Below are 20034 nucleotides of genomic sequence, written 5' to 3' on the forward strand. Positions count from 1 at the left end.
AAGCAAGGTAGGTCTCCCTAGTGCAATGGAAGATAAAGTGCAAATGACCTCACCGCCAGTGCCGAAAGTCACGGCGCGGATGAAGTCAGCTTCTGTTCAGCATGCTGGCGAGGGCTTCGAGCAAGGCAGGCGCCGTGACGGGCTTGAACAGCACCGGCAGGCCCGCTTGCCTCACGCGCTGCAGGGGTCCTGGCGCCGTTTCGCCGGTGATGAGCAGGGTAGGGGGCGGCACTATTCCACGGGCGTGCAGCGACTGGGCAAAATCCAGGCCATCCGCGCCTTCCGCCAGCCGCAGATCGCAGATCAGCGCGTTGAACGGTTGTTTGCGAGCCAGCCCCTGCTCCAGCCATTGGTAGGCCTGCGCGGTGGTTGTGGCGTGCACCAGTTCAATCCCGTGTGCGTTCAGCAGCGCCTGCATGGCTTGGGCGATGTCCATCTCGTCTTCCAGCAAAAGCACGCGCGCGTTGGGTGTCTGGCTGAGTTCAATGGGAGGTGCAGAAGGTGCTTCCAGGGGCGGAGCGAGTTCGGTTTGAGGGGGGGCAGCCGCTAGCACCACGCGAAAACGACTACCTCGCCCCAGTCGGGAGTGCAGTTGAACCGGGTGCCCGAGCAAATGCGAGAGTCGCTTCACGATGGACAAGCCCATGCCCAAACCACGAGAACGGTCGCGCCCCGGGTTGTCTACCTGGTAGAACTCGGCGAATACCGCCTCCTGGTGCTCTGGAGCAATGCCAATGCCCGTGTCTACGATATCAATCCACACCTCCTGGCGGCGCGCCCGTGTCAGCACGATCACGCCGCCCTGCGGTGTGTACTTGAGCGCGTTTTCAAGCAAATTGCTCAGCATGCGCTGCAGCAGGTCCGCGTCGGTGAAGGCCCACAGCGGCGTGGCACGCACCCGTAGTTGGAGGCCGCGTTGCTCGGCATCCGGCACGAAGGTCTGGCTGAGTGCGCGGAGAACGGAATTGAGCGCCACCGGGGTGATCGCCGCCTCGATCGCGCCTGCATCCAGGCGGGAGGTGTCGAGCATGGTGCCAAGCGAGCCACTCAAGGCATCAGCCGCACGCATCAACCGTTGAGCGTTCGCGTGTTGGGGATGTCCCGCCAGTTCTTTCTCAAGCACGGCACCGAACAGGGTGATCGCGTGCATGGGTTGGCGCAGATCATGGCTGGCGGCAGCCAGAAAGCGCGTCTTGTCTTCGTTCGCCTGGTGCGCGATCTTTACCTGCCGAGCCAGCTGGTTGGCCAAGTCTTCTTTCTCGTACCGGACCATGAGCGTTTGTGTCATGAGCTGCTGCTGCTGGCGCCCAAAGTACAGCACGATCCCCAGGTTGATGGCCACGCAGGCGGCCATGAACAGAAACAGGGGCTCGCCCTGCCAAAGCAGGGCAGTCAGCAGCCCGATGTTCATAGGCAGCACCCAGGCCAGTACGACCGACCACAGTTGCGTGCCGTACACCGCAGCGCTGCTGGCCACCCCTACAAGAATCACCAGCAAGCCGTGAAGGAGAGGGCTTCCTGTGGGGGGCAAAAGCCAGCAGCCAAGGCCCCAGAGCGTGCTGTCCAAGGCCGTGGAGGTGGCGAACCGGCGTTCCCATTTGGCACTGTGCCTCTCCCGCTGCGGGTCGGCGAAATATCCTTTGGATATACACCTGCCCACCAAATGGGTTGGCACGCGCAGGCCAACCCAGACCACGGCCAGGAAAGAGCCCGCTTGCCAGAAATAGAAAGTAGCCACGAGCGCATTGACCGTGGTTTCCAGCCAGCGCGCGTCGCGGTCTGTGCGAGCTTGCGCATCGACCTTGGAGGCCAATACGCGCTCTGCAACGTCTGGGGGCAGCGAATTCATCTAGTGTGCTGCCCTTAGCGCGAATGGATCGACTTCATTTTGTTCACGTATCTACGGGACACCCCACTAGACACTAGCGTAACCGACTGATCAGTTGCGCACGTGAGCGCACGCCGAACATCAAAAGCAGCGCCGAGACATGGTTCTTGACCGTGCCTTCAGAAAGATGGGCTGTTTCGGCGATTTCACGATTGGATTGCCCTGCCAGAACCCAATCAAGCATTTCTGCCTGGCGATGCGTGAGACGCACCCGCTCCCCATCCCGGGTTTGCACCATGCGCGCTGCTTCGCTGACCTGGCCCTCGGGTTGTGCCATTCCGGCGGTGGCCCCAGCGGAAGTGGGCAGACCAAGCAGCCCCTGCGCTCGCAAGTAAGTAATCACATCCGCCAATTGGCCGGACTTTGGAAGGTAGGCGCGGGCTCCGATTTCCAGGGCCTGCCGCTTCAAAGCGGGGTCCGCGTCGCCGGAGAGAACTGCCACTGGCGCAGCCGGAAAACGCGCCAGCAGCTGGCGCAGGCCAGAAAGCCCGTGCGCGTCGGGCAGGTGCAGATCCAGCAAAATCAGCGCCAAGCTGTCTTGATGCAAGGCGTAAAGGTCTATGGCCTCAGCCAGAGTACTCGCCTCCAAAGTACCCGGTTGATCGTGGCCTGCTGCCTGTGAAGCAATCAGGGAACTCAAGCCGAGGCGCACCAACTCATGGTCATCCACGATCAGAAGCTGGGGACGATCTGGCGTGACAAGAGACTCTGAGGGCATCATGCACGCATGTTAGAGGCTATGAGTGCGTTGGTGAAGTGACGAAAGTAACGGGGGCTCTGCGACGGCACCCTAGGCAAGTCGGGGTTTTAACTCCCTCTCCCCCTGGGAGAGGGTTGGGGTGAGGGCAAGCGGCGGTTGATTTAGGCTCAGCGGTTGCTAATGGCCTTCTGCTCTTTTCTCGGGGTTGGCAGTTGGAGGCCGAGCGCAGCGATGGCCTGAATCAGGTTCCCCACCCCTTTGGCCGTGCCGAGGAGCGCAGGGTAAGGGGCGGGCAAGAGCACTGAAAGATGCTCTTGCTTCAAGATCTAGCTTGCGGCAGCTGTTTGAACGTAGTGAGCGAAGCGAAAGAAGTGAGTTCTGCCGCACCGCCCCGGATGGCCGGCCCCCTTGACCGAGCACCGGAGGGTGCCCGGAGCGCAGCGCAGGGACACGGACTTGGGGTCGCTTTTCTTTGGCCTACATTTCTTTGGCGAGCAAAGAAACGTAGGTGCGCCGCCGGGCGCAATTCCCGGCCTCCGACCTAAAGAAAAGAGCAGAAGGTAACTATCAAGCGCTGCCAACAAATCTACCGCCGCTTGCCCCCACCCCCGCCCTCTCCCAGAGGGAGAGGGAGTGAAGACCCCCAAGCTCAACGCTCACTGTCCCGCTGCTGCAAAGCCCTCTCATACAAAGCATTCCGAGCTTGCCCGGTAATCTCCGCTGTCAGCTTGACCGCCGTCTTCAGTGGCAACTCAGCCATCAGCAGGCGCAACACTCGATCATCATCGCTAGGCGCGGCACCGGCCTCATACGGATGAAGCACCAAGGCAAATTCGCCGCGCAGCCGCTGTGGATCTGCCGCCAGCCACTCCGGCAAAGCTGCACACGCCATAGTGGCTATCTGTTCGAATTGCTTGGTCAGTTCCCGCCCAACAGTAACCAATCGCTCATTCAACGTGGCCAGCGCCTCTGCTAGCGCCGCAATGCGGTGAGGGGCCTCCAGCAGAACCACGGCGCGTGGTTCACGCGCCAACTCAGCCACGGCACTCACACGCTCGCCCTGCTTGGAGGGCAGAAAACCCGTGAAAACAAAGCCAGGATCCCCGGTGACCCCCGCCGCACTCAAAACGCAGATCACGCTGCTCGCACCAGGCAGCGGTACCGCCCGCAAGCCGGCCGCATGAACGGCCGCCACTAGGCGGGCGCCTGGGTCGCTCACAGCCGGGGTGCCTGCATCGCTGACATAAGCCACGCGCTGGCCTTCCAGCAGCTTGGAGATCACCGTCTGCGCCGCCTCGGCCTCGTTGTGTTCGTGCAGGGCGATGAGTTCGCCGCTGGAGCGCTGAATGCCCACTGCACGCAGCAGGTGTTGCGTGTGCCGCGTGTCCTCGCAGGCAATGGCATCCACGGTAGACAGCACATGGAGCGCGCGCAAAGTCACATCGGCCAGGTTGCCGATGGGCGTGGCAACAACATACAAGGCGCCAGATGGATAATGCTGGCCCCCAGCGGCCGCGCGTGCCGCCTCCAGCGCATGCTGAAAGGATGGCTTGCCTATGGGTACGAGTTCAGTGGCTGGCAAGGACATTTTTTAACTTAAAGAGAAGACAACTCGGATGGCGCTTTGGACACTCAAGCCGCCGGCAGGCACCACCACGCGCGAGCATGGGAATTCAGCAGAAGACGCCGCCCTGGCGCACCTGGAGGGCGCCGGGCTTCGGCTCATTGACCGCAATTATCGGACGCCCGGGCGCGGCGGTGGTGAAATTGATCTCGTGATGCGGGGTGAAGGGGGCACGCTAGTGTTTGTGGAGGTGCGTGCACGCACGCGAGCTGGCCATGGGGGCGCCGCAGCCAGCGTCAGCGCCGTCAAGCAGCAGCGCATCGTGTTTGCGGCTCGGCACTACCTGCGGCGCTTTCGCGCTCCGCCACCTTGCCGATTCGATGTGGTGGCGATAGACGCCGGACGTATTGAGTGGCTGATCGGCGCATTTGATGCCAGCTAAGGTCTCCAGGGCGCGGGGGTTTAAACTGAGGAACCGTTCGGGCCTGCAAGCCTGATGCAAATTGACACGTTTGCTCCTGAATTTGAACTGATTTGCTCCTAAATTTGCACTGGCCCGCCTTTCCGGCGTTATCATTCAGCCCGATGCTCGCGCAACGTATACAACAACAATTCATAGACAGCGCCGATCTCCAGTACCAATGGGCGGAAGCGCTGGCCGGTGCCGTGGCTGAGGCCACACAATCGCTGCTGGCCTGCGTCACGGGTGGCGGCAAGATACTCATTTGCGGCAATGGCGCATCGGGGGCGCTTGCGCAATACCTCGCAGCCCTGCTGGTGGGGGGCCTTGAACGCTCCCGCCCTGAACTGCCCGCTTTAGCGCTTGGCACTGATGTGGCTACGCTCACTGCCGTGGCCCGGCGCGGCGAATACGCCGATGCCTTCGCCGCTCAGGTGCGTGCCCTGGGCAGCGCGGGCGACGTCCTTCTCGTCCTTTCCTCCAATGGCCGTGCCAGCAATCTTTTGCGCGCCGCACAGGCTGCCCACGAACGGGAAATGAGCGTCATTGCGCTCACCGGCTCTGGCGGAGGAGATTTGGGAATGATGCTGCGAGACACCGATGTGCACGTGTGTGTCCCACACGAGCGCACACCACGTATCCATGAGGCACATCAGTTGGTACTGCATTGTTTGTGCGATGGACTTGATCTTCAACTTCTGGGTGAACAGGAGAGTGCTGGATGACTTTTTGCATGAATCGGCTGGCGGGTGTTTGCCTGGTGGCGGCGCTGGCTGGTGCAGGCGTATCTGGCTGCGTGCCGCTAGCGATTGTGGGCGGTGCGGCAGGGGCTGGAACGCTGATGTTCGCGGCCGAGCGCAGAAGTAATGACACACAGACGGCCGACCGCACCATTGAGCAAGAAGCGCAGCAAAGCGTGGTCAATGCGCTGGGTGGGCGTGGCCATGTCACGGTCACCAGCTATTACCGCAAGGTTTTGCTCACTGGCGAGGTGCCTGCCGAGCAAGATCGGCAATTGGTCTACTCTCTTGTCAATGGCACGCCTGGTGTGCAGGGCATCGTCAATGAGTTGGCAGTCATGCCTAATTCCGGTCCTGCCCAACGCTCCAGCGATACGTATGTCACCGGCAAGGTGAAGGCACGGCTAATGGATGCCAATGGAGTGCCTGCCAATGCCATCCGCACGATCACAGAGCGCGGCACTACCTACATCATGGGGCGCTTGTCCGCGCAGGAGGCGGAATTTGCCACGCAGGTGGTGCGCCAGACGTCAGGAGTCGAGCGCGTTGTGCGCGTGATTGATTTGATCGTAGAGCCGCCTGCGGCGAAGGCCGGCACGGCTGCGGTTGCACCTGCTGGCTCTGTTGGTAGCCCTGCAGCAGCGCCAGTGAGTGAGCCTGCCACTGGTGTGGTGACTCAGCCGGTCATACAACCGACTGTTCAGGAAGCCCGCCCACCTATTCAGGTGCAGACGCTACCTCCAGTCAAATAGAGAGAGATCCCCTCGGCCTCCTGATGGGGTAGAGGGGTAGACGAACGGCACCCAGGGCGAAGCGGTGCCGCCGGTTTCTTGCTTACTTCAGTCTTTTAACAAGACTCGAGGTATCCCAGCGCCCACCACCCATTTGCTGCACATCCGCATAAAACTGATCCACCAGGGCCGTCACCGGCACGCGTGCGCCATTGCGCTTGGCCTCATCGAACACCAGCCCCAGGTCTTTGCGCATCCAATCGACCGCAAAGCCAAAATCGAATTTACCCTTCCCCATGGTGGAGCCGCGATTGTCCAGCTGCCAGCTCTGGGCCGCGCCCTTGCCAATCACTTGCAGAACCTGCTCTATATCCAAGCCGGCACGTTGACCAAAGGCCACGGCTTCAGAAAGGCCCTGAACCAAGCCAGCAATGCAGATCTGATTGACCATCTTGGTCAACTGGCCCGAACCACTCGGCCCCATCAGCGTGAAGGCGCGCGAGAAGGCCATGGCCACTGGCGTAACTTCATCAAAGGCTGGCGCCTCGCCGCCACACATCACCGTGAGCAGGCCATTTTGCGCACCTGCCTCGCCGCCGGATACAGGCGCGTCGATAAAGCGCAGACCAAGGGCGCGGGCGGCGCTATCAAGCTCGCGCGCCACGGTGGCTGAAGCGGTTGTATGGTCAACAAAAATGGCGCCTGGTTTCATGCCAGCGAAAGCACCGGTATCGCCTAGAACCACAGAGCGCAGATCGTCGTCATTTCCAACGCAGCAGAATACGATGTCTGCTTGCGCCGCAGCCTGCGCGGGCGTGTCCGCGCGGCTCACTTGGCCGGTAGACGCCAACTGGGCGCACAAGGCTTCTGACTTCGCGGGAGTGCGGTTGTACACCGTGACTTTGTGGCCAGCTTTGGCCAGGTGGCCGGCCATGGGCGCGCCCATGACGCCAAGACCCAAAAAGGCTACTTGGCGCGAAGAGGTTGGTTCGTAGGTTTTGGAGTTGATCTGAATGGTCATAAGAAAAAGGAGGGCGCCTGCCCTCAGACGATTTGTAAATGCTCGGTGCCTGCGGCGAGATCCAGAGACTTGGCCCGCTTGCTCGTCAGCTTGATCTGCAATCGCAGGTCATTGGCCGAATCCGCATTGCGCAGCGCATCTTCATAGCTGATCAGGTTTTTCTCGAAGGCGTCGAAAAGCGCCTGGTCAAAGGTCTGCATGCCGATTTCACGGCTCTTTTTCATGATTTCTTTGATCTCTGTGACTTCGCCTTTGAAGATCAAGTCTGAAATCAGGGGGGAGTTCAGCATGATCTCGAAGGCAGCCGTGCGGCCCTTGCCGTCTTGCCGCACGATCAGGCGTTGCGAAATCAGCGCGCGCAGATTCAATGAAAGATCCATGAGCAACTGGCCGCGCCGCTCTTCCGGGAAAAAGTTGATGATGCGGTCCAGAGCCTGGTTGGCAGAGTTGGCATGCAGCGTGGCCAGGCACAGGTGGCCGGTTTCGGCGAAGGCCACGGCATGCTCCATGGTTTCGCGGTCGCGGATCTCGCCCATCAAAATCACATCGGGCGCTTGCCGCAGAGAATTCTTGAGCGCCGTGCCCCAATCTTCCGTGTCCAGCCCCACCTCACGCTGCGTCACGATGCAGTTCTTGTGCGGGTGCACGAATTCCACAGGGTCTTCCACCGTCACGATGTGCCCTTGCGAGTTGATGTTGCGCCAATCCACCATGGCTGCCAACGAGGTCGATTTGCCTGAGCCCGTGGCGCCCACCAGGATGGTGAGCCCGCGCTTGGACATCGCCACGCTCTTCAGAATCTGCGGCATACCCAAATCGTCGATCGTCGGCAGATCGGCCGGGATCACCCGCATCACCAAGCCCACCTTGCCCATCTGCACAAAAGCGTTGCAGCGAAAGCGGCCCACACCGGCCGGCGCGACCGCAAAGTTGCACTCTTTGGTGCGTTCAAACTCAGCCGCCTGCTTGTCGCTCATCACGGCGCGAGCGAGCGCAAGGGTGTGCGCCGCCGTCAGCGGCTGCGGTGACACCTTGGTAACCATGCCGTCGACCTTGATCGCGGGTGGAAAGTCGGCGGTGATGAAAAGGTCGCTGCCCTTGCGAGCAAGCATGAGCTTGAGCAAGTCATTAATGAATTTACTCGCCTGATCGCGTTCCATGTCTTTCTCCTCACCAAATGATGATCTTAGTGACCTACCCACACGACACTAGTTATCGTAGCCTTAACCCCATCCCATAGGCGACTGACGTACCCAACATCAGAAGGCCGCGGAGCAGGCCATGCGCGAGTAGCCGCGGAGCTGGCTTTTCTAGACCGCTGACTCCTAGCTATCGTAGCCCTCGCCCCACCCCATAAGCGATTGAGGCACCCAAATTCAGACGGCCGCGGAGCAGGCCATGCGTGAGTAGCCGCGGAGCTGGCTTTGCCAGTCCGCTGGCTGCGTCCCCCCAGGGGGGATGGCGCAAAGCGCCTCAGGGGGGTGCCCATCTCAGCCGGGGAAGTTCTCAGGGGTCTTCGCTTTGCTCCGCGCCTCACCCACGCTGATGAGGTTGCGCTTCACCAGGTCCGTCAGGTTTTGATCCAGCGTCTGCATCCCGGTATTCGCACTGGTCTGGATCACCGAATACATCTGAGCCACTTTAGCTTCGCGAATCAGGTTTCGAATGGCGCTGGAGCCCAGCATGATTTCATGAGCGGCTACGCGCCCATGCCCATCCTTGGTCTTGCACAGCGTCTGGGAAATCACCGCCTGCAGCGATTCAGAGAGCATGGTGCGCACCATCTCCTTTTCCGCCGCTGGAAATACGTCAATGATCCGGTCAATCGTTTTAGCGGCTGAGGACGTGTGCAGTGTGCCAAACACCAAATGGCCCGTTTCGGCCGCCGTCATGGCCAGGCGAATGGTTTCAAGATCGCGCAGTTCCCCCACCAAAATGGCGTCAGGGTCTTCCCGCAAGGCTGATTTCAGCGCGGCGGAGAAACTTTGCGTCATGGCGCCCACTTCGCGCTGGTTGATCAGGCACTTCTTGGATTCGTGCACAAATTCGATCGGGTCTTCCACCGTGAGCACGTGGCCATACTCGTTTTCATTCAGGTGGTTCACCATGGCGGCCAGCGTGGTCGATTTGCCGGAACCCGTGGGGCCGGTTACCAGCACCAGGCCCCGGGGCTTGAGCGCAAGGTCACCAAAGATCTTTGGCGCTGCTAACTGCTCAAGCGTCAGGATCTTGCTTGGAATGGTCCGCAGCACCGCCGCTGCGCCACGAGCCTGGTTGAAAGCGTTAACGCGAAAACGCGCCAAACCCTCAATTTCAAAGGAGAAATCGATCTCCAGGAACTCCTCATACGCCTTGCGCTGGGTGTCGTTCATGATGTCGTAGATCATCGCGAACACTTGTTTGTGTTCCAGCGGCTCTACGTTCAGCCTCCGCACATCGCCATGGACGCGGATCATCGGTGGCAAGCCTGCAGAAAGGTGCAGATCGGATGCCTTGTTCTTGACGCTGAACGCCAGTAATTGCGTAATGTCCACGAAGTTCCTCAGTCAGGGTTGTTTTCAGTTTGGTACGCTGCGAGGATTATGACGATGATCGCAGACAAGCTGCACAAAGTGCACGAACGAATCGAGACCGCCGCCACACAATTCGGCCGCTCGGCGAATTCGGTCACGCTGCTGGCCGTCTCCAAGACTTACGGACCTGACGCCGTGCGCGAGGCCTATGCTGCCGGCCAGCAGGCTTTTGGAGAAAACTATATCCAGGAAGGCGTTGAAAAGATCACCGCCCTGCGCGATCTGCCCCTGCAATGGCATTGCATTGGCCCCATCCAGAGCAACAAAACGCGTTTGGTGGCCGAGCACTTCGATTGGGTGCACACAATCGACAGGTTGAAGACCGCAGAAAGACTCTCCGCGCAGCGGCCTGCCACCATGGCACCGCTTCAGGTTTGTATCCAGGTCAATGTGGACGGCGGGCCCACGAAATCCGGCGTTGTACCTAGCGAAGCTATGGCGTTGGCGCGTGCCATAACGGCACTGCCCAACTTGCGCTTGCGCGGAATCATGTGCATTCCAGAGCCTGCTCCGGATTTCGTCAGCGCACTTGCTCTGCATGAACGGGCACGCCTCGTATTCGAAGAGCTTCGCGGCGAGGGCCTTACGCTGGATACCTTGTCGATTGGTATGAGTGCTGATCTTGAGGCTGCCATTGCGGCGGGCAGCACTATGGTGCGGGTGGGAACGGCTATTTTTGGATCTCGGGGGGGCTAACTCCAGCCCTGGCGAACTACCTTTTGATTTCAGCGATCAGGCTGTCAGCGCCTTGCCTCTTAAATCGAGACGACTTTTTGCTTCTTCGTCCACTTTTGCGTGATTCAGTGGAATTTCTGATCCACGTTAAGAATATTTAGCGTTAGCTGTGCCAAATTGTGACCAAACAAAGAGATCGGTGCGCCCATCCATCGAGGAGGTCTCGCGCCAGTATCCAGGGAGGAAGACAAATTGATTTTTGGAAATAAAGAAATATTCGCAATTGAATGTGAGAAATCTAGTTTTCGTGATGGAATTGCTTTTGTGCGGGCACATTTTTATATTAATGATGAAGAATTAGGAGATTTTGAGGAAACGGAGATGCACGGTACAGTGGTATTGGCCATAAATTCATTGTTGAAATTTGCTGGTCTCAGAAAAATTAACCAGCAGGTGGATCGTGTTGCCTTTTCATATCTACACAGAAATATGTATGGAGAGGATTGGCGGGCTGGTATGTTTGAGAATTTCAGAGACAAATATTCACTTCATGATTTATTTGATCTTGCAATTGGAGATTTGGGCTATGTAATCTACTTGGTTACGATGTCTGATGGTAAGTCGAAAATACTCGTTGGAAATAGAGAAGGGGACTATTATGAATCGTTGGAAATTGAAGAAAGTTATGTGAATATATTGTTGTCGGATGTTCTCGCTTGGATAAATGAAGGTTCGCCATAAGTCAGTTAATTCTTTTGACGTCGATGGAATTTTCTCGGGATGGTTATAAGGAATATCTATGCTTATGTTCTTGGGCCGATTGGGCGCGTCGGGCGGTGCTGTGTCGCTAAAGCGTGGTGCCACTATCTCGTCTCAAGCCTGACCTCAACTGGGAGTTCTATCTGTGCGCAAAAAGAAGTGTGAAATTTCGAAAGATCCTTACGATCTTGCGCTAGAAGCAGCGACGCGTAGCCATCCAGATATGAAGTTGGCTCAATCATTGCTCGAAAAAGCACATCAGGGCGGGGATCCTCGCGCAAGCTACGCATTGGCAACTTGGTATCTCCATGGGGATAAGGCGTATCCAGTAGACTTAAAACAGGCTATTAAGCTGCTAAAAACTGCAGCTGGAGCCGACATCGACGATGCGCATTTTGATTTGGCATATTGCTACGAAGTTGGACTTGGGATAAGAAAAAATCTTCGAACTGCGTACCGACATTATTTGGCAGCTGCTCTTAATGGCGATGAAGAAGCGCACGCTGAAGTGGGGCGCTGCCTTTATTATGGGATTGGAGTCAATCGGGATCGAAAAATTGCTGATATTTGGCTTCGACGAGCGGATGCGTTAGGGGTAACCGAGCGATAGCGCTCATCGGAAAGCGCCCCCTTAAACTTAGGGGTGTCATCGAGCGGCCTCCTCAGAGTTTAGAACGCTGGGGCCGACCCGTGCGACTGGACAGGCGCCGCTTCTAAGGGAGACGTAACAGCACTGATCCGGATAGGAACTCAACGTTCGATGGCTATACGCAAGGGCTCACTGGGTTGTAAAAATGAAAAATGATTTTTTCCTGTCGCTGCGCCTCAGAAAAAAAGAGGGTGACTTGAGTTGTCTTGCAAATACTCTCGGACTCAATATTAAGAGAATATGGAGCAATGGTGACAGCTTGCCAAAAAATAGAACAGCAGACTACTCATACTGTGTTTGTGAAATTGAGGAGAATGACAATTTCGATCTCGGGCAGACAATTGAAAATATTGCCGCAACGCTAGCAAAAAAAAGAGATGATATTGAAGATTTCTCAAATTCAGGGGGGCACCTAAGTTTATTCATCAGTCTTGATTCGAATGGTTTTTCTGGTACTACCCTCGATAGCTCTCAACTTAAATTATTGGGTGATTTGCGCGTATCTTTGGAAATAAATAGATTGAATTGATGGGGTTGCCGTATTTATGAGAGTCAGCGATAGTTTGCCAGGGATCGCATATTTTTGTTCTCGTGCGTGACAAACCCTATGGGCCGCGCGGGCGGATCCGGCCGTGTTGTGTAGCTAAGTCGCGGGGCGCGCCTATCTCGTCTCAAGCTCGAACTCAACTGAGAGTCCTATCTGTGCGAAAAACTACGTGCGAAGTATCCAAAAATACTCACGACCAGGCTTTAAAAGAGGCTGCAAGCAGCAATCCAAACAAGGAGTTGGTTCAATCATTGATTGAAAAAGCGCATCAGGACGGGGATCGCCGAGCAAGTTACGCGTTGGCTACGTGGTACCTCCATGGCCATGGAGAGTACCCGGCTAACATAAAGCTGGCTACTAAGCTCCTGAAGAGTGCAACTGAAGCCGATGTTGCCGATGCGCATTTTGACTTGGCAGTTAGCTACGAACTTGGATATGGGATAAGAAAAAATTATCGAGCTGCGTATAGGCACTATTTAGCAGCTGCTCTGAATGGTGATAAAGAATCGCACGCTGCAGTGGGACGTTGCCTTTATTTGGGAATCGGAGTCGATCGCGACCGAAAAATTGCAGAGATTTGGTTTCGGCGAGCAGATGCGTTAAGGGTGACCGACCGATAGAGGTTGAGTAAATTACCTGTTGCCTTGCATCAGCCCGACATGGTCATCTACGAAGCTTGACGATAGCCGTCGGCATCGAAATCGACCAACGGCACTTGCGACTGAATCCTGAAGTTGTGGCTGGACTTTCTTTTTTCAGTTGAAGACCGATGCCAGCGCGTCAAGCTTGGTTGCGACGTGTTTGAATCATCCACCAAATCAGTGACGGTGAGATCGTCTACTTGGATCGTCTTTGCACTCACCGAGTTTTCGGGCTTCATGTCCCTGTATTCTGCTGGCCGCTGTGCCTGCCGAAGTTTTCCCGGGACACTGGGATTTCCAAATGGCGAGGTCACTTTACCTCTGGCGAGCCAGATCTCGGGTGCCCACGTTCCCGAATCAGAAGGGCTCTTGTGCTTGCAGGCGCTTGGAGTGAACCGCATGAGTCGGGAAGGTGGGAATCACAGCGCGGTCAACGTATCCGCGAGGCTCGTGGTCGGGAGTGGAGGTCATTTCGAAATCCAAAATGGGTACGATCACACCCAAATTGGGTGTGCTGTCCAGCGCCTGGGCTGCTTGCGGGTGAAAGTGCAAGCCGCACGGCAGAACCTGCCATGGGGCTGCGAGGAGACTTTAAACCCGCTCTATGCTTAGTCCATCCTGGCGCCGGATGCCTTCACTGCCTTTTCCCAGCGCGGCGTTTCGGCTGCTAGAAACTTGGCAAAGCCTGCGCTGTCCAGGAAGGCCGGATCGGCGCCCTGGGACACCATGCGGTTGCGCATTTCGGGGTTGGTCAGCACTTGCTTGAAGGCGTCGCTGAGCTTGGCTACTACGTCAGGCGGAGTGCCGGCGGGAGCCAGGAAGCCGTAGAAGCCCACCACTTCAAAATCTTTCAGGCCAGACTCCATAGCGGTCGGGATGTCAGGCAGGGCAGGGTTGCGCTCGCGGCTGGTCACGGCCAGGGCACGTACTTTGCCCTGCTTGTGGTAACTGGCCGCTTGGGGGATGGATTCGGCCATGAATTGCACCTGGCCGCCCATCAGGTCGGTGAAAGCCGGGGCGCTACCGCGGTAAGGAATGTGCACCATGAACAGGCCGGTGGCGTTCTTGAACATTTCAGGCACCAGGTGGGAGATGCCCCCATTGCCTGCCGAGCCATAGTTGAGTTTGCCCGGGTTCTTGGCGGCGTAGTCGCGGAATTCCTTCAGGTTCTTGGCCGGTACGTTGTTGTTCACCAGCAGCGCAAGAGGCTGCTGAGCCGTGCGCGCGATAGGCACGAAGTCTTTCAGGGTGTTGTAGGGCAGCTTGTTGTAGAGCGCGCCGTTGATCACCATGACCCCGGTGTTGGCCAGCATGATGGTGTAGCCGTCTGCCGGGCTGCGTGCCACTGATTCGGCTCCTACTGAGCCACCCGCACCGGGTTTGTAGTCCACGATCAACGGCTGGCCCAGTACGGCCTGCAGTTTTTCTGACAGCAACCGGGCGTGCTGGTCTAGCGGGCCGCCAGCGGGGAAACCAATCACGACCTTGATGGGTTTATCTGGGAAGGCGGCAAACACCTGAGTGCTGGCGGCTACCAGCAGGGTAGCGATGAGGGCGGGGAAGCGCTTGGGCAACATGGGCTCTGACCTTGATGGAATATGGCCGGATGGTAAGCGCGCCCAGGGAGTTTGTGCGGTGGGCATTTCCCTAACTGCGTCTTCAAAATCTCTGGATGCGAGAAAAAAAGCGCAGGAACACCTCGTGGTGTCGCAGGGCTCAACTCATGCGCCGGAGGTCACTTGATTTCCTGTATCAACTCCGTAACGCCAGTCCAAAGAATCTGCACCCCGATGCAAAGCAGGATGAAGGCAGATAAGCGGAGAAAAACGATTAAGCCTACCTCGCCCAGTGGGCGCAGGAGTTGGCCCGCATAGCGGTAGGTGAGCATGACCAGCAGGCCGGTGGCCAGCATGGCGGTGACGCCTCCGCCAAAGTTGGCCAGGGAAGTAGACCATTGACTACTGTGTAAGGCGGCACCCACGGTGATGGCAGCGGAAATGCCCCCGGGGCCGCATGTCAGCGGGAAGGCCATGGGATAGAACGCTTGAATCCGCACATTTTCTTGTGTCAGCGACTGCGCCATCTCGGCTTTGTGGTCGTTGGTGATCTGCGGGGCATACAGCATGTTCCAGGCAGTGAATGCCACGATCAAGCCACCGGCTACGCGCACGATGGGCAGGGACACACCGAAGAAATCGAGCACGTAGGTGCCGATCAGCATGGCTCCTGTGAGCATGAGCACCACGTTGATGCCAACGCGGCGGGCGAGCATGCTGCGCGTGGAGCGGTCAAGCCCCTGGGTGAGGTTGACGAACACCGGCGCGGAGGCGGGGGGATTGACGATGGGCAGTACCGCCGCGAGTGCGAACAGAAAGCTTTTGCCAAATAAAAGGGCGAATGCAGGAATTTCCATAGCACTAATGTATTCGTTTGAGGAATTTCTACCCAGCGCACTACGTGCTAAGCTGGCTTTTTTATTGCGGGCCGCCCCAAAATGAAAAGCACCCCCTCGGGGGCCGCGGACCTCGCGAAGCGGGGAGCGTGGGGGCCTTTTTTTCATGAGGCGCTAGACCAGCGCCCGATAGTGGAGACTTTTATGCCAGCATTGTTGCCTGATGTCGATCCAGATGGCTTGCTCGAATTCTCGGTGGTTTACACCGACCGTGCGCTCAATCACATGTCCAAGCGCTTTCAGGGCGTGATGAAAGACATTTCTGGCGTCATGAAAGAGATTTACGGCGCGGATTCCACGGCGCTGGTGCCTGGCAGCGGCACCTTTGGTATGGAAGCGGTGGCCAGGCAGTTCGCTGGTGATCAGAAGGTTGTGATTTTGCGCAACGGCTTCTTCAGCTACCGCTGGTCGCAAATTCTGGAGATGGGGAAGATCACCGCTCCAGAAAACATCACGGTGTTGAAAGCGCGCCGGGTGAATGAAGATTCCCAAGCGCCCTGGGTGCCCGCGCCCATTGAGGAAGTGGAAGCGACCATTGCGCGTGTAAAGCCCGCCGTGGTGTTTGCCCCGCACGTTGAAACTGCCAGCGGCATGATCCTTCCCGATGGCTATCTGCGCCGGGTCGCAGAAGCCACGCATGCGGCCGGTGGCTTGTTTGTGCTGGATTGCATTGCATCGGGCGCGATGTGGGTGGATATGCGGGCCATTGGTGTGGATGTGTTGGTCAGCGCGCCGCAAAAGGGCTGGAGCAGCTCCCCGGCTTGCGCCATGGTGGGTTTGTCTGAGCGTGCGCTTAAGGCCATGGAAGGCACCACCAGCAGCAGTTTTTCTTGCGATCTGAAGAAGTGGCATCAGATCATGCAGTCTTATGAGACTGGCAGCCATGCGTATCACGCCACCATGCCAACCATGGCGCTGCTGGATCTGCGTGACGCGATGCAGGAGACGCGCAAGTACGGCTTTGCCAAGGTGCAGGCGGAGCAGGTGGAATTAGGGCGCAAGGTGCGCGCGCTGTTTGAAAGCCAGGGCTTTCCGAGTGTGGCGGCCGAGGGCTTCAAGGCGCCGGGTGTGGTGGTGAGCTACACCACTGATCCAGATATTCAGAACGCGAAGAAATTTATCGCTGTAGGTTTGCAGACTGCTGGCGGTGTTCCTTTGATGTGTGATGAGCCTGCGGATTTCCGCACGTTCCGCATTGGGCTGTTTGGGTTGGACAAGTGGCACGATGTGGATCGCAGCGTGGGCCAACTGGCGGCGGCGCTGGAGCAGGTGGCGCCTGAGAAGGCGGTAGCTTCCCAGGCTTCTTGAGATGGGGTTGATGGAACATCGCAATCCCACTCCGGAAGAGGCGCCACCGCAGCCGGATCAACCTGGGGTTCCGCACAGGAGTCCGGTGGAGGAGCCGGTGGTGCCGGGTGAGCCGCAATAGGGGTGATTGGGCTAGCGCAGCGGCCGACGCTCGTTCGGTGATTGGGTTGGCTGCGCGTGATAGATGGCGCTTGCAGATACGCCGAGTGCCGAGCGGGAGTTCAGCGGTAACAGCGAACTTTCCGATGTTGGCCAGCGAGAGGCGTGTGCGCTAATGCCGGCTTCCGGCCTTGTGAGAAGAGTAGCAGCTGAGAACTACAGCGCTCAATCAACCGCCGCTGCCCTCACCGGTTGGACGGCCCCGCCCAACCCTCTCCCGCCTGGCGGGAGAGGGGGTAAGCCACTCGCTTGCGACTGACAGTGCAGGGCCGAGCGCAGTGATGGCCCGAGTGAGGCTCCCCACCCCTTGAGGCCGTGCCGAGGAGCGCAGGGCAAGGGGCGGGCAAGAGCACTGCAAGATGCTCTTGCTTCGTGAACTAGCTTGCGGCAGTTGTTTGAACGTAGAGAGCGAAGCGAAAGAAGAGAGTTTTGCCGCACCGCCCTTTGACCGAGCACCGGAGGGTGCCCGGAGCGCAGCGCAGGGACACGGACTTGGGGTCGCATTTCTTTGGTTACTTGCTTTGTGCGAGCAAAGAAAGGGACTGCGCCGCCGGGCGCAATCCCGGCCTCCGACTTCAAGAGAAGAGGAGAAGGTAACTATCAAGCGCTACCAATAAATCAACCGCCGCTTGCCCTCACGCCGCAGCCGGCCGCCCCCCCCTCTCCCAGGGGGAGAGGGGGTTAATACAAACCGCCGCTTGCCCTCACCGGTTGGCCGGCCCCGCCCAACCCTCTCCCAGAGGGGGAGGGAGTCAATACACCTGCGCCGAAGGCGCAAGGCACTTAGACCAGCAGGGCGTTCACACGGCGCACATACGCCGCAGGATCATCCGGCAAACCACCTTCTGCTAGCACCGCCTGATCAAACAGAATGTGTGCCAGATCATCGAAACGCGGATTGCCTTCCAGCTTCTTCACCAGCGCATGCTCCGCGTTGATTTCCAACACCGGCTTGGTATCAGGCAGCTTCTGACCGGCTTGCTTGAGCATCCGCGCCAGTTGCATGCTCATGCCCGCATCCTTGACCACCAGGCAGGCCGGCGAATCGACCAGGCGGGTGGTAACGCGCACGTCTTCCACTTGGTCCTTGAGGACTTCCTTGAGGCGTTCCAGCAAGGGCTTGACTGATTCGGCTGCCTCTTCAGCGGCCTTTTTCTCGGCCTCGTCTTGCAGATCACCCAGATCGACCGCGCCCTTGGCCACGGACTGCAACGGCGTGCCGTCGAAGTCTTGCATGTAGGAAAGCGACCACTCATCCACCCGATCGGTCATCAAGAGGACCTCAATGCCCTTTTTCTTGAACACTTCGATCTGTGGGCTGTTCCGTGCACCGGCCAGGGTATCTGCAGTGATGTAGTAAATGGCTTTCTGACCAGGCTTCATGCGAGCCTTGTAGTCGGCCAGCGAAACGTTGGTGGCATCACCGGCTGTAGACGCGTAGCGCAGCAGCTTGGCAATACGCTCGCGGTTGGCGACATCTTCGCCCAGGCCTTCCTTTAGCACGCCGCCGAATTCACGCCAGAAGGTGGTGTACTTGCCTTCTTGCGCAGCTTCTTCAGCGAACTTGACGGCGGCGTCAGCCGCAGTGGGGGCTTCGTTCTTGTCGACGACGTCGGAGACGCCGTCTTCTGGCAACTCGGTCGGTTCGGGCGTGGGCGTGGATTCGCCAGAGCCCACATCCACTTTGGCGTCGGCACTTGTCTCAGTGCTGGCTGCAGCTGCAGGGGCATTGGCAGCAGCCTGCTCAGCTTTGGCCAAGTCTTCCAGCATGGAGAGTACGCGGCGCGTATTGCCTTCGCGGATGGAGCGGACGTCGCGGCTTTCCTGTAGCAGTTCACGGCTCACGTTCAGCGGCAAGTCTGCAGAATCGACCACACCTTTGATGAAGCGCAGGTAGCGGGGGATGAGTTGCTCCGCGTCGTCCATGATGAACACGCGTTTGACGTACAGCTTCACACCGGCTTTTTTGTCTCTATCCCACAGGTCTTGCGGCGCGTGCGAGGGGAGATAGAGCAACTGCGTGTACTCCGTAGAGCCTTCCACGCGGTTGAGCGACCAGGCCAGGGGATCTTCCCAGTCATGTGCGACTTGTTTGTAGAAGTCCTTGAATTGCTCGTCGGTGATGTCTTTCTTGGGGCGGGTCCACAGGGCGCTGGCCTGGTTGATGGTTTCCCATTCGCCGGTTTTCACCATGTCCCCGGGCTGGCCTTCTTCCTTGCCTTCTTCCCATTTCTCGCCTTCCATCTTGATGGGCAGGCTGATGTGGTCGGAGTATTTGCCGATCAGCTCTTTCAGGCGCCAACCATCGGCGTATTCCAAGGCATCGTCTCGCAGATGCAGGATGACGCTGGTACCGCGCTCGGCGCGCGTGATGTTCTCCACATCGAATTCTCCGGCGCCGGAGCTGATCCAGCGGACGCCTTCTTCAGCGGGCAGACCGGCGCGGCGCGATTCGACGGTGATCTTGTCAGCCACGATGAAGCCTGAATAGAAGCCCACACCGAACTGGCCGATGAGCTGCGAATCTTGCTTTTGATCTCCCGACAGGCGAGAGACGAAGTCTTTGGTGCCGCTCTTGGCGATGGTGCCCAGGTGATCAATGGCTTCATCGCGGCTCATGCCGATGCCGGTATCCGTGACCGTGAGGGTCTTGGCCGTTTTATCGAAGCTGATCCGCACTTCCAGGTCGGGCTGATCGCCATACAGAGCCGAATCAGCCAGCGCATTGAAGCGGAGCTTATCGCAGGCATCTGAGGCGTTGGAAATCAGCTCGCGCAGGAAAATTTCCTTGTTGGAATACAGCGAGTGCGTGACCAGATGCAGCAGTTGCGCTACTTCGGCCTGGAAGGAATGTTTTTGCTTGCTCATAAGTTGGGATGAGAGAAGAGGAAGGTAATGAAAAATGGGTTGGTGTGAGGCTTTGGCATGCCACTAATACTGCGCTGTCTTGCGTTGAGCCAGTAAACACCGTTTCGGCTGAGGTTCTATGGTTTCGGTTAGGAATTAAACCGTTCGGGCTGAGCTTGTCGAAGCCTTGCGCAACGCTTCGACCCTTCGACATGCTCAGGACAGGCCAAGCTCAGCGCGAACGGATTTTTTAGGTTCTATGCTTTTCGTCAATCCTTAGTGGCCACCCGGGCGGGCGGTCACCGGAAATGACGGCGACC

Annotated in this window: 19 protein-coding genes; 9 read left to right on the forward strand and 10 right to left on the reverse strand. The window is 58.1% G+C overall.

The window, feature by feature from the left end; translation table 11 throughout:
* Positions 1-85 precede the first annotated feature (85 nt).
* From G518_RS0107145 to rsmI, 3 genes are all read right to left on the reverse strand, one after another.
* A complete protein-coding gene (locus tag G518_RS0107145) occupies positions 86-1849 on the reverse strand; it encodes an ATP-binding response regulator (RefSeq protein ID WP_028601936.1) in 1764 nt (587 codons plus the stop codon).
* A 73-nt stretch (positions 1850-1922) separates the two neighbouring features.
* Positions 1923-2606: a response regulator transcription factor gene (locus G518_RS34250; RefSeq protein ID WP_051236166.1), complete on the reverse strand. Its 684-nt coding sequence runs from the start codon at positions 2604-2606 to the stop codon at positions 1923-1925.
* 631 nt (positions 2607-3237) lie between these two features.
* Positions 3238-4176: a 16S rRNA (cytidine(1402)-2'-O)-methyltransferase gene (gene rsmI / locus G518_RS0107160; protein ID WP_051236169.1), complete on the reverse strand. Its 939-nt coding sequence runs from the start codon at positions 4174-4176 to the stop codon at positions 3238-3240.
* A gap of 28 nt (positions 4177-4204) precedes the next feature.
* Between rsmI and G518_RS0107165 the strand changes: the two genes are divergently transcribed.
* The 3 genes from G518_RS0107165 to G518_RS34255 all read left to right on the forward strand — a co-directional run bounded on the left by G518_RS0107165 (position 4205) and on the right by G518_RS34255 (position 6104).
* Positions 4205-4594 (forward strand): YraN family protein, encoded by a 390-nt coding sequence (locus G518_RS0107165; protein ID WP_028601938.1) that lies wholly within the window; start codon positions 4205-4207, stop codon positions 4592-4594.
* A 143-nt stretch (positions 4595-4737) separates the two neighbouring features.
* Positions 4738-5337 (forward strand): SIS domain-containing protein, encoded by a 600-nt coding sequence (locus G518_RS0107170; protein WP_028601939.1) that lies wholly within the window; start codon positions 4738-4740, stop codon positions 5335-5337.
* Positions 5334-6104, forward strand: a complete 771-nt coding sequence (locus tag G518_RS34255) for a BON domain-containing protein (RefSeq protein ID WP_084651553.1) — start codon at positions 5334-5336, stop codon at positions 6102-6104. The genes G518_RS0107170 and G518_RS34255 overlap by 4 nt, the downstream gene beginning before the upstream one ends.
* An 82-nt stretch (positions 6105-6186) precedes the next feature.
* Here the strand turns inward: G518_RS34255 and G518_RS0107180 are convergent, their stop codons facing one another.
* From G518_RS0107180 to G518_RS0107190, 3 genes are all read right to left on the reverse strand, one after another.
* Positions 6187-7104, reverse strand: coding sequence for an NAD(P)-dependent oxidoreductase (locus G518_RS0107180; protein ID WP_028601940.1), 918 nt, complete (start codon positions 7102-7104; stop codon positions 6187-6189).
* A gap of 23 nt (positions 7105-7127) precedes the next feature.
* On the reverse strand, positions 7128-8264 hold the full coding sequence (locus tag G518_RS0107185) for a PilT/PilU family type 4a pilus ATPase (RefSeq protein ID WP_028601941.1): 1137 nt from the start codon (positions 8262-8264) through the stop codon (positions 7128-7130).
* A gap of 330 nt (positions 8265-8594) precedes the next feature.
* Positions 8595-9638, reverse strand: a complete 1044-nt coding sequence (locus tag G518_RS0107190; RefSeq protein ID WP_028601942.1) for a type IV pilus twitching motility protein PilT — start codon at positions 9636-9638, stop codon at positions 8595-8597.
* Between the two features lie 48 nt (positions 9639-9686).
* Between G518_RS0107190 and G518_RS0107195 the strand changes: the two genes are divergently transcribed.
* From G518_RS0107195 to G518_RS39185, 5 genes are all read left to right on the forward strand, one after another.
* The gene (locus G518_RS0107195) at positions 9687-10373 is read left to right on the forward strand and encodes a YggS family pyridoxal phosphate-dependent enzyme (RefSeq protein ID WP_028601943.1); all 687 of its coding nucleotides are present in this window, start codon (positions 9687-9689) and stop codon (positions 10371-10373) included.
* A 231-nt stretch (positions 10374-10604) separates the two neighbouring features.
* Positions 10605-11093, forward strand: a complete 489-nt coding sequence (locus tag G518_RS0107200) for an Imm42 family immunity protein (RefSeq protein ID WP_169457910.1) — start codon at positions 10605-10607, stop codon at positions 11091-11093.
* Between the two features lie 163 nt (positions 11094-11256).
* Positions 11257-11721, forward strand: coding sequence for a tetratricopeptide repeat protein (locus G518_RS39180; protein ID WP_156909309.1), 465 nt, complete (start codon positions 11257-11259; stop codon positions 11719-11721).
* A 184-nt stretch (positions 11722-11905) separates the two neighbouring features.
* Complete coding sequence (locus tag G518_RS39865) at positions 11906-12289, forward strand: DUF4279 domain-containing protein (protein WP_156909310.1); 384 nt, start codon at positions 11906-11908, stop codon at positions 12287-12289.
* Positions 12290-12462: 173 nt separating this feature from the next.
* Entirely contained in the window at positions 12463-12927 is a 465-nt protein-coding gene (locus tag G518_RS39185; RefSeq protein ID WP_156909311.1) for a tetratricopeptide repeat protein, read from the forward strand.
* Positions 12928-12974: 47 nt separating this feature from the next.
* On the opposite strand, the gene G518_RS0107215 is transcribed toward G518_RS39185, so the two are convergent.
* The 3 genes from G518_RS0107215 to G518_RS0107230 form a co-directional block, all read right to left on the reverse strand.
* The gene (locus G518_RS0107215; protein WP_028601945.1) at positions 12975-13187 is read right to left on the reverse strand and encodes a hypothetical protein; all 213 of its coding nucleotides are present in this window, start codon (positions 13185-13187) and stop codon (positions 12975-12977) included.
* Between the two features lie 369 nt (positions 13188-13556).
* A complete protein-coding gene (locus G518_RS0107225; RefSeq protein WP_028601947.1) occupies positions 13557-14525 on the reverse strand; it encodes a Bug family tripartite tricarboxylate transporter substrate binding protein in 969 nt (322 codons plus the stop codon).
* A gap of 158 nt (positions 14526-14683) precedes the next feature.
* Positions 14684-15361: a MarC family protein gene (locus G518_RS0107230; RefSeq protein WP_028601948.1), complete on the reverse strand. Its 678-nt coding sequence runs from the start codon at positions 15359-15361 to the stop codon at positions 14684-14686.
* Between the two features lie 183 nt (positions 15362-15544).
* Between G518_RS0107230 and G518_RS0107235 the strand changes: the two genes are divergently transcribed.
* Positions 15545-16708, forward strand: a complete 1164-nt coding sequence (locus tag G518_RS0107235; RefSeq protein WP_028601949.1) for an aminotransferase class V-fold PLP-dependent enzyme — start codon at positions 15545-15547, stop codon at positions 16706-16708.
* Positions 16709-17650: 942 nt separating this feature from the next.
* On the opposite strand, the gene htpG is transcribed toward G518_RS0107235, so the two are convergent.
* Positions 17651-19735, reverse strand: a complete 2085-nt coding sequence (gene htpG / locus G518_RS0107240) for a molecular chaperone HtpG (protein WP_028601950.1) — start codon at positions 19733-19735, stop codon at positions 17651-17653.
* Positions 19736-20034 lie beyond the last annotated feature (299 nt).

The sequence above is a fragment of the Ottowia thiooxydans DSM 14619 genome (assembly GCF_000422885.1).
Taxonomy (GTDB): Bacteria; Pseudomonadota; Gammaproteobacteria; order Burkholderiales; family Burkholderiaceae_C; genus Ottowia; species Ottowia thiooxydans.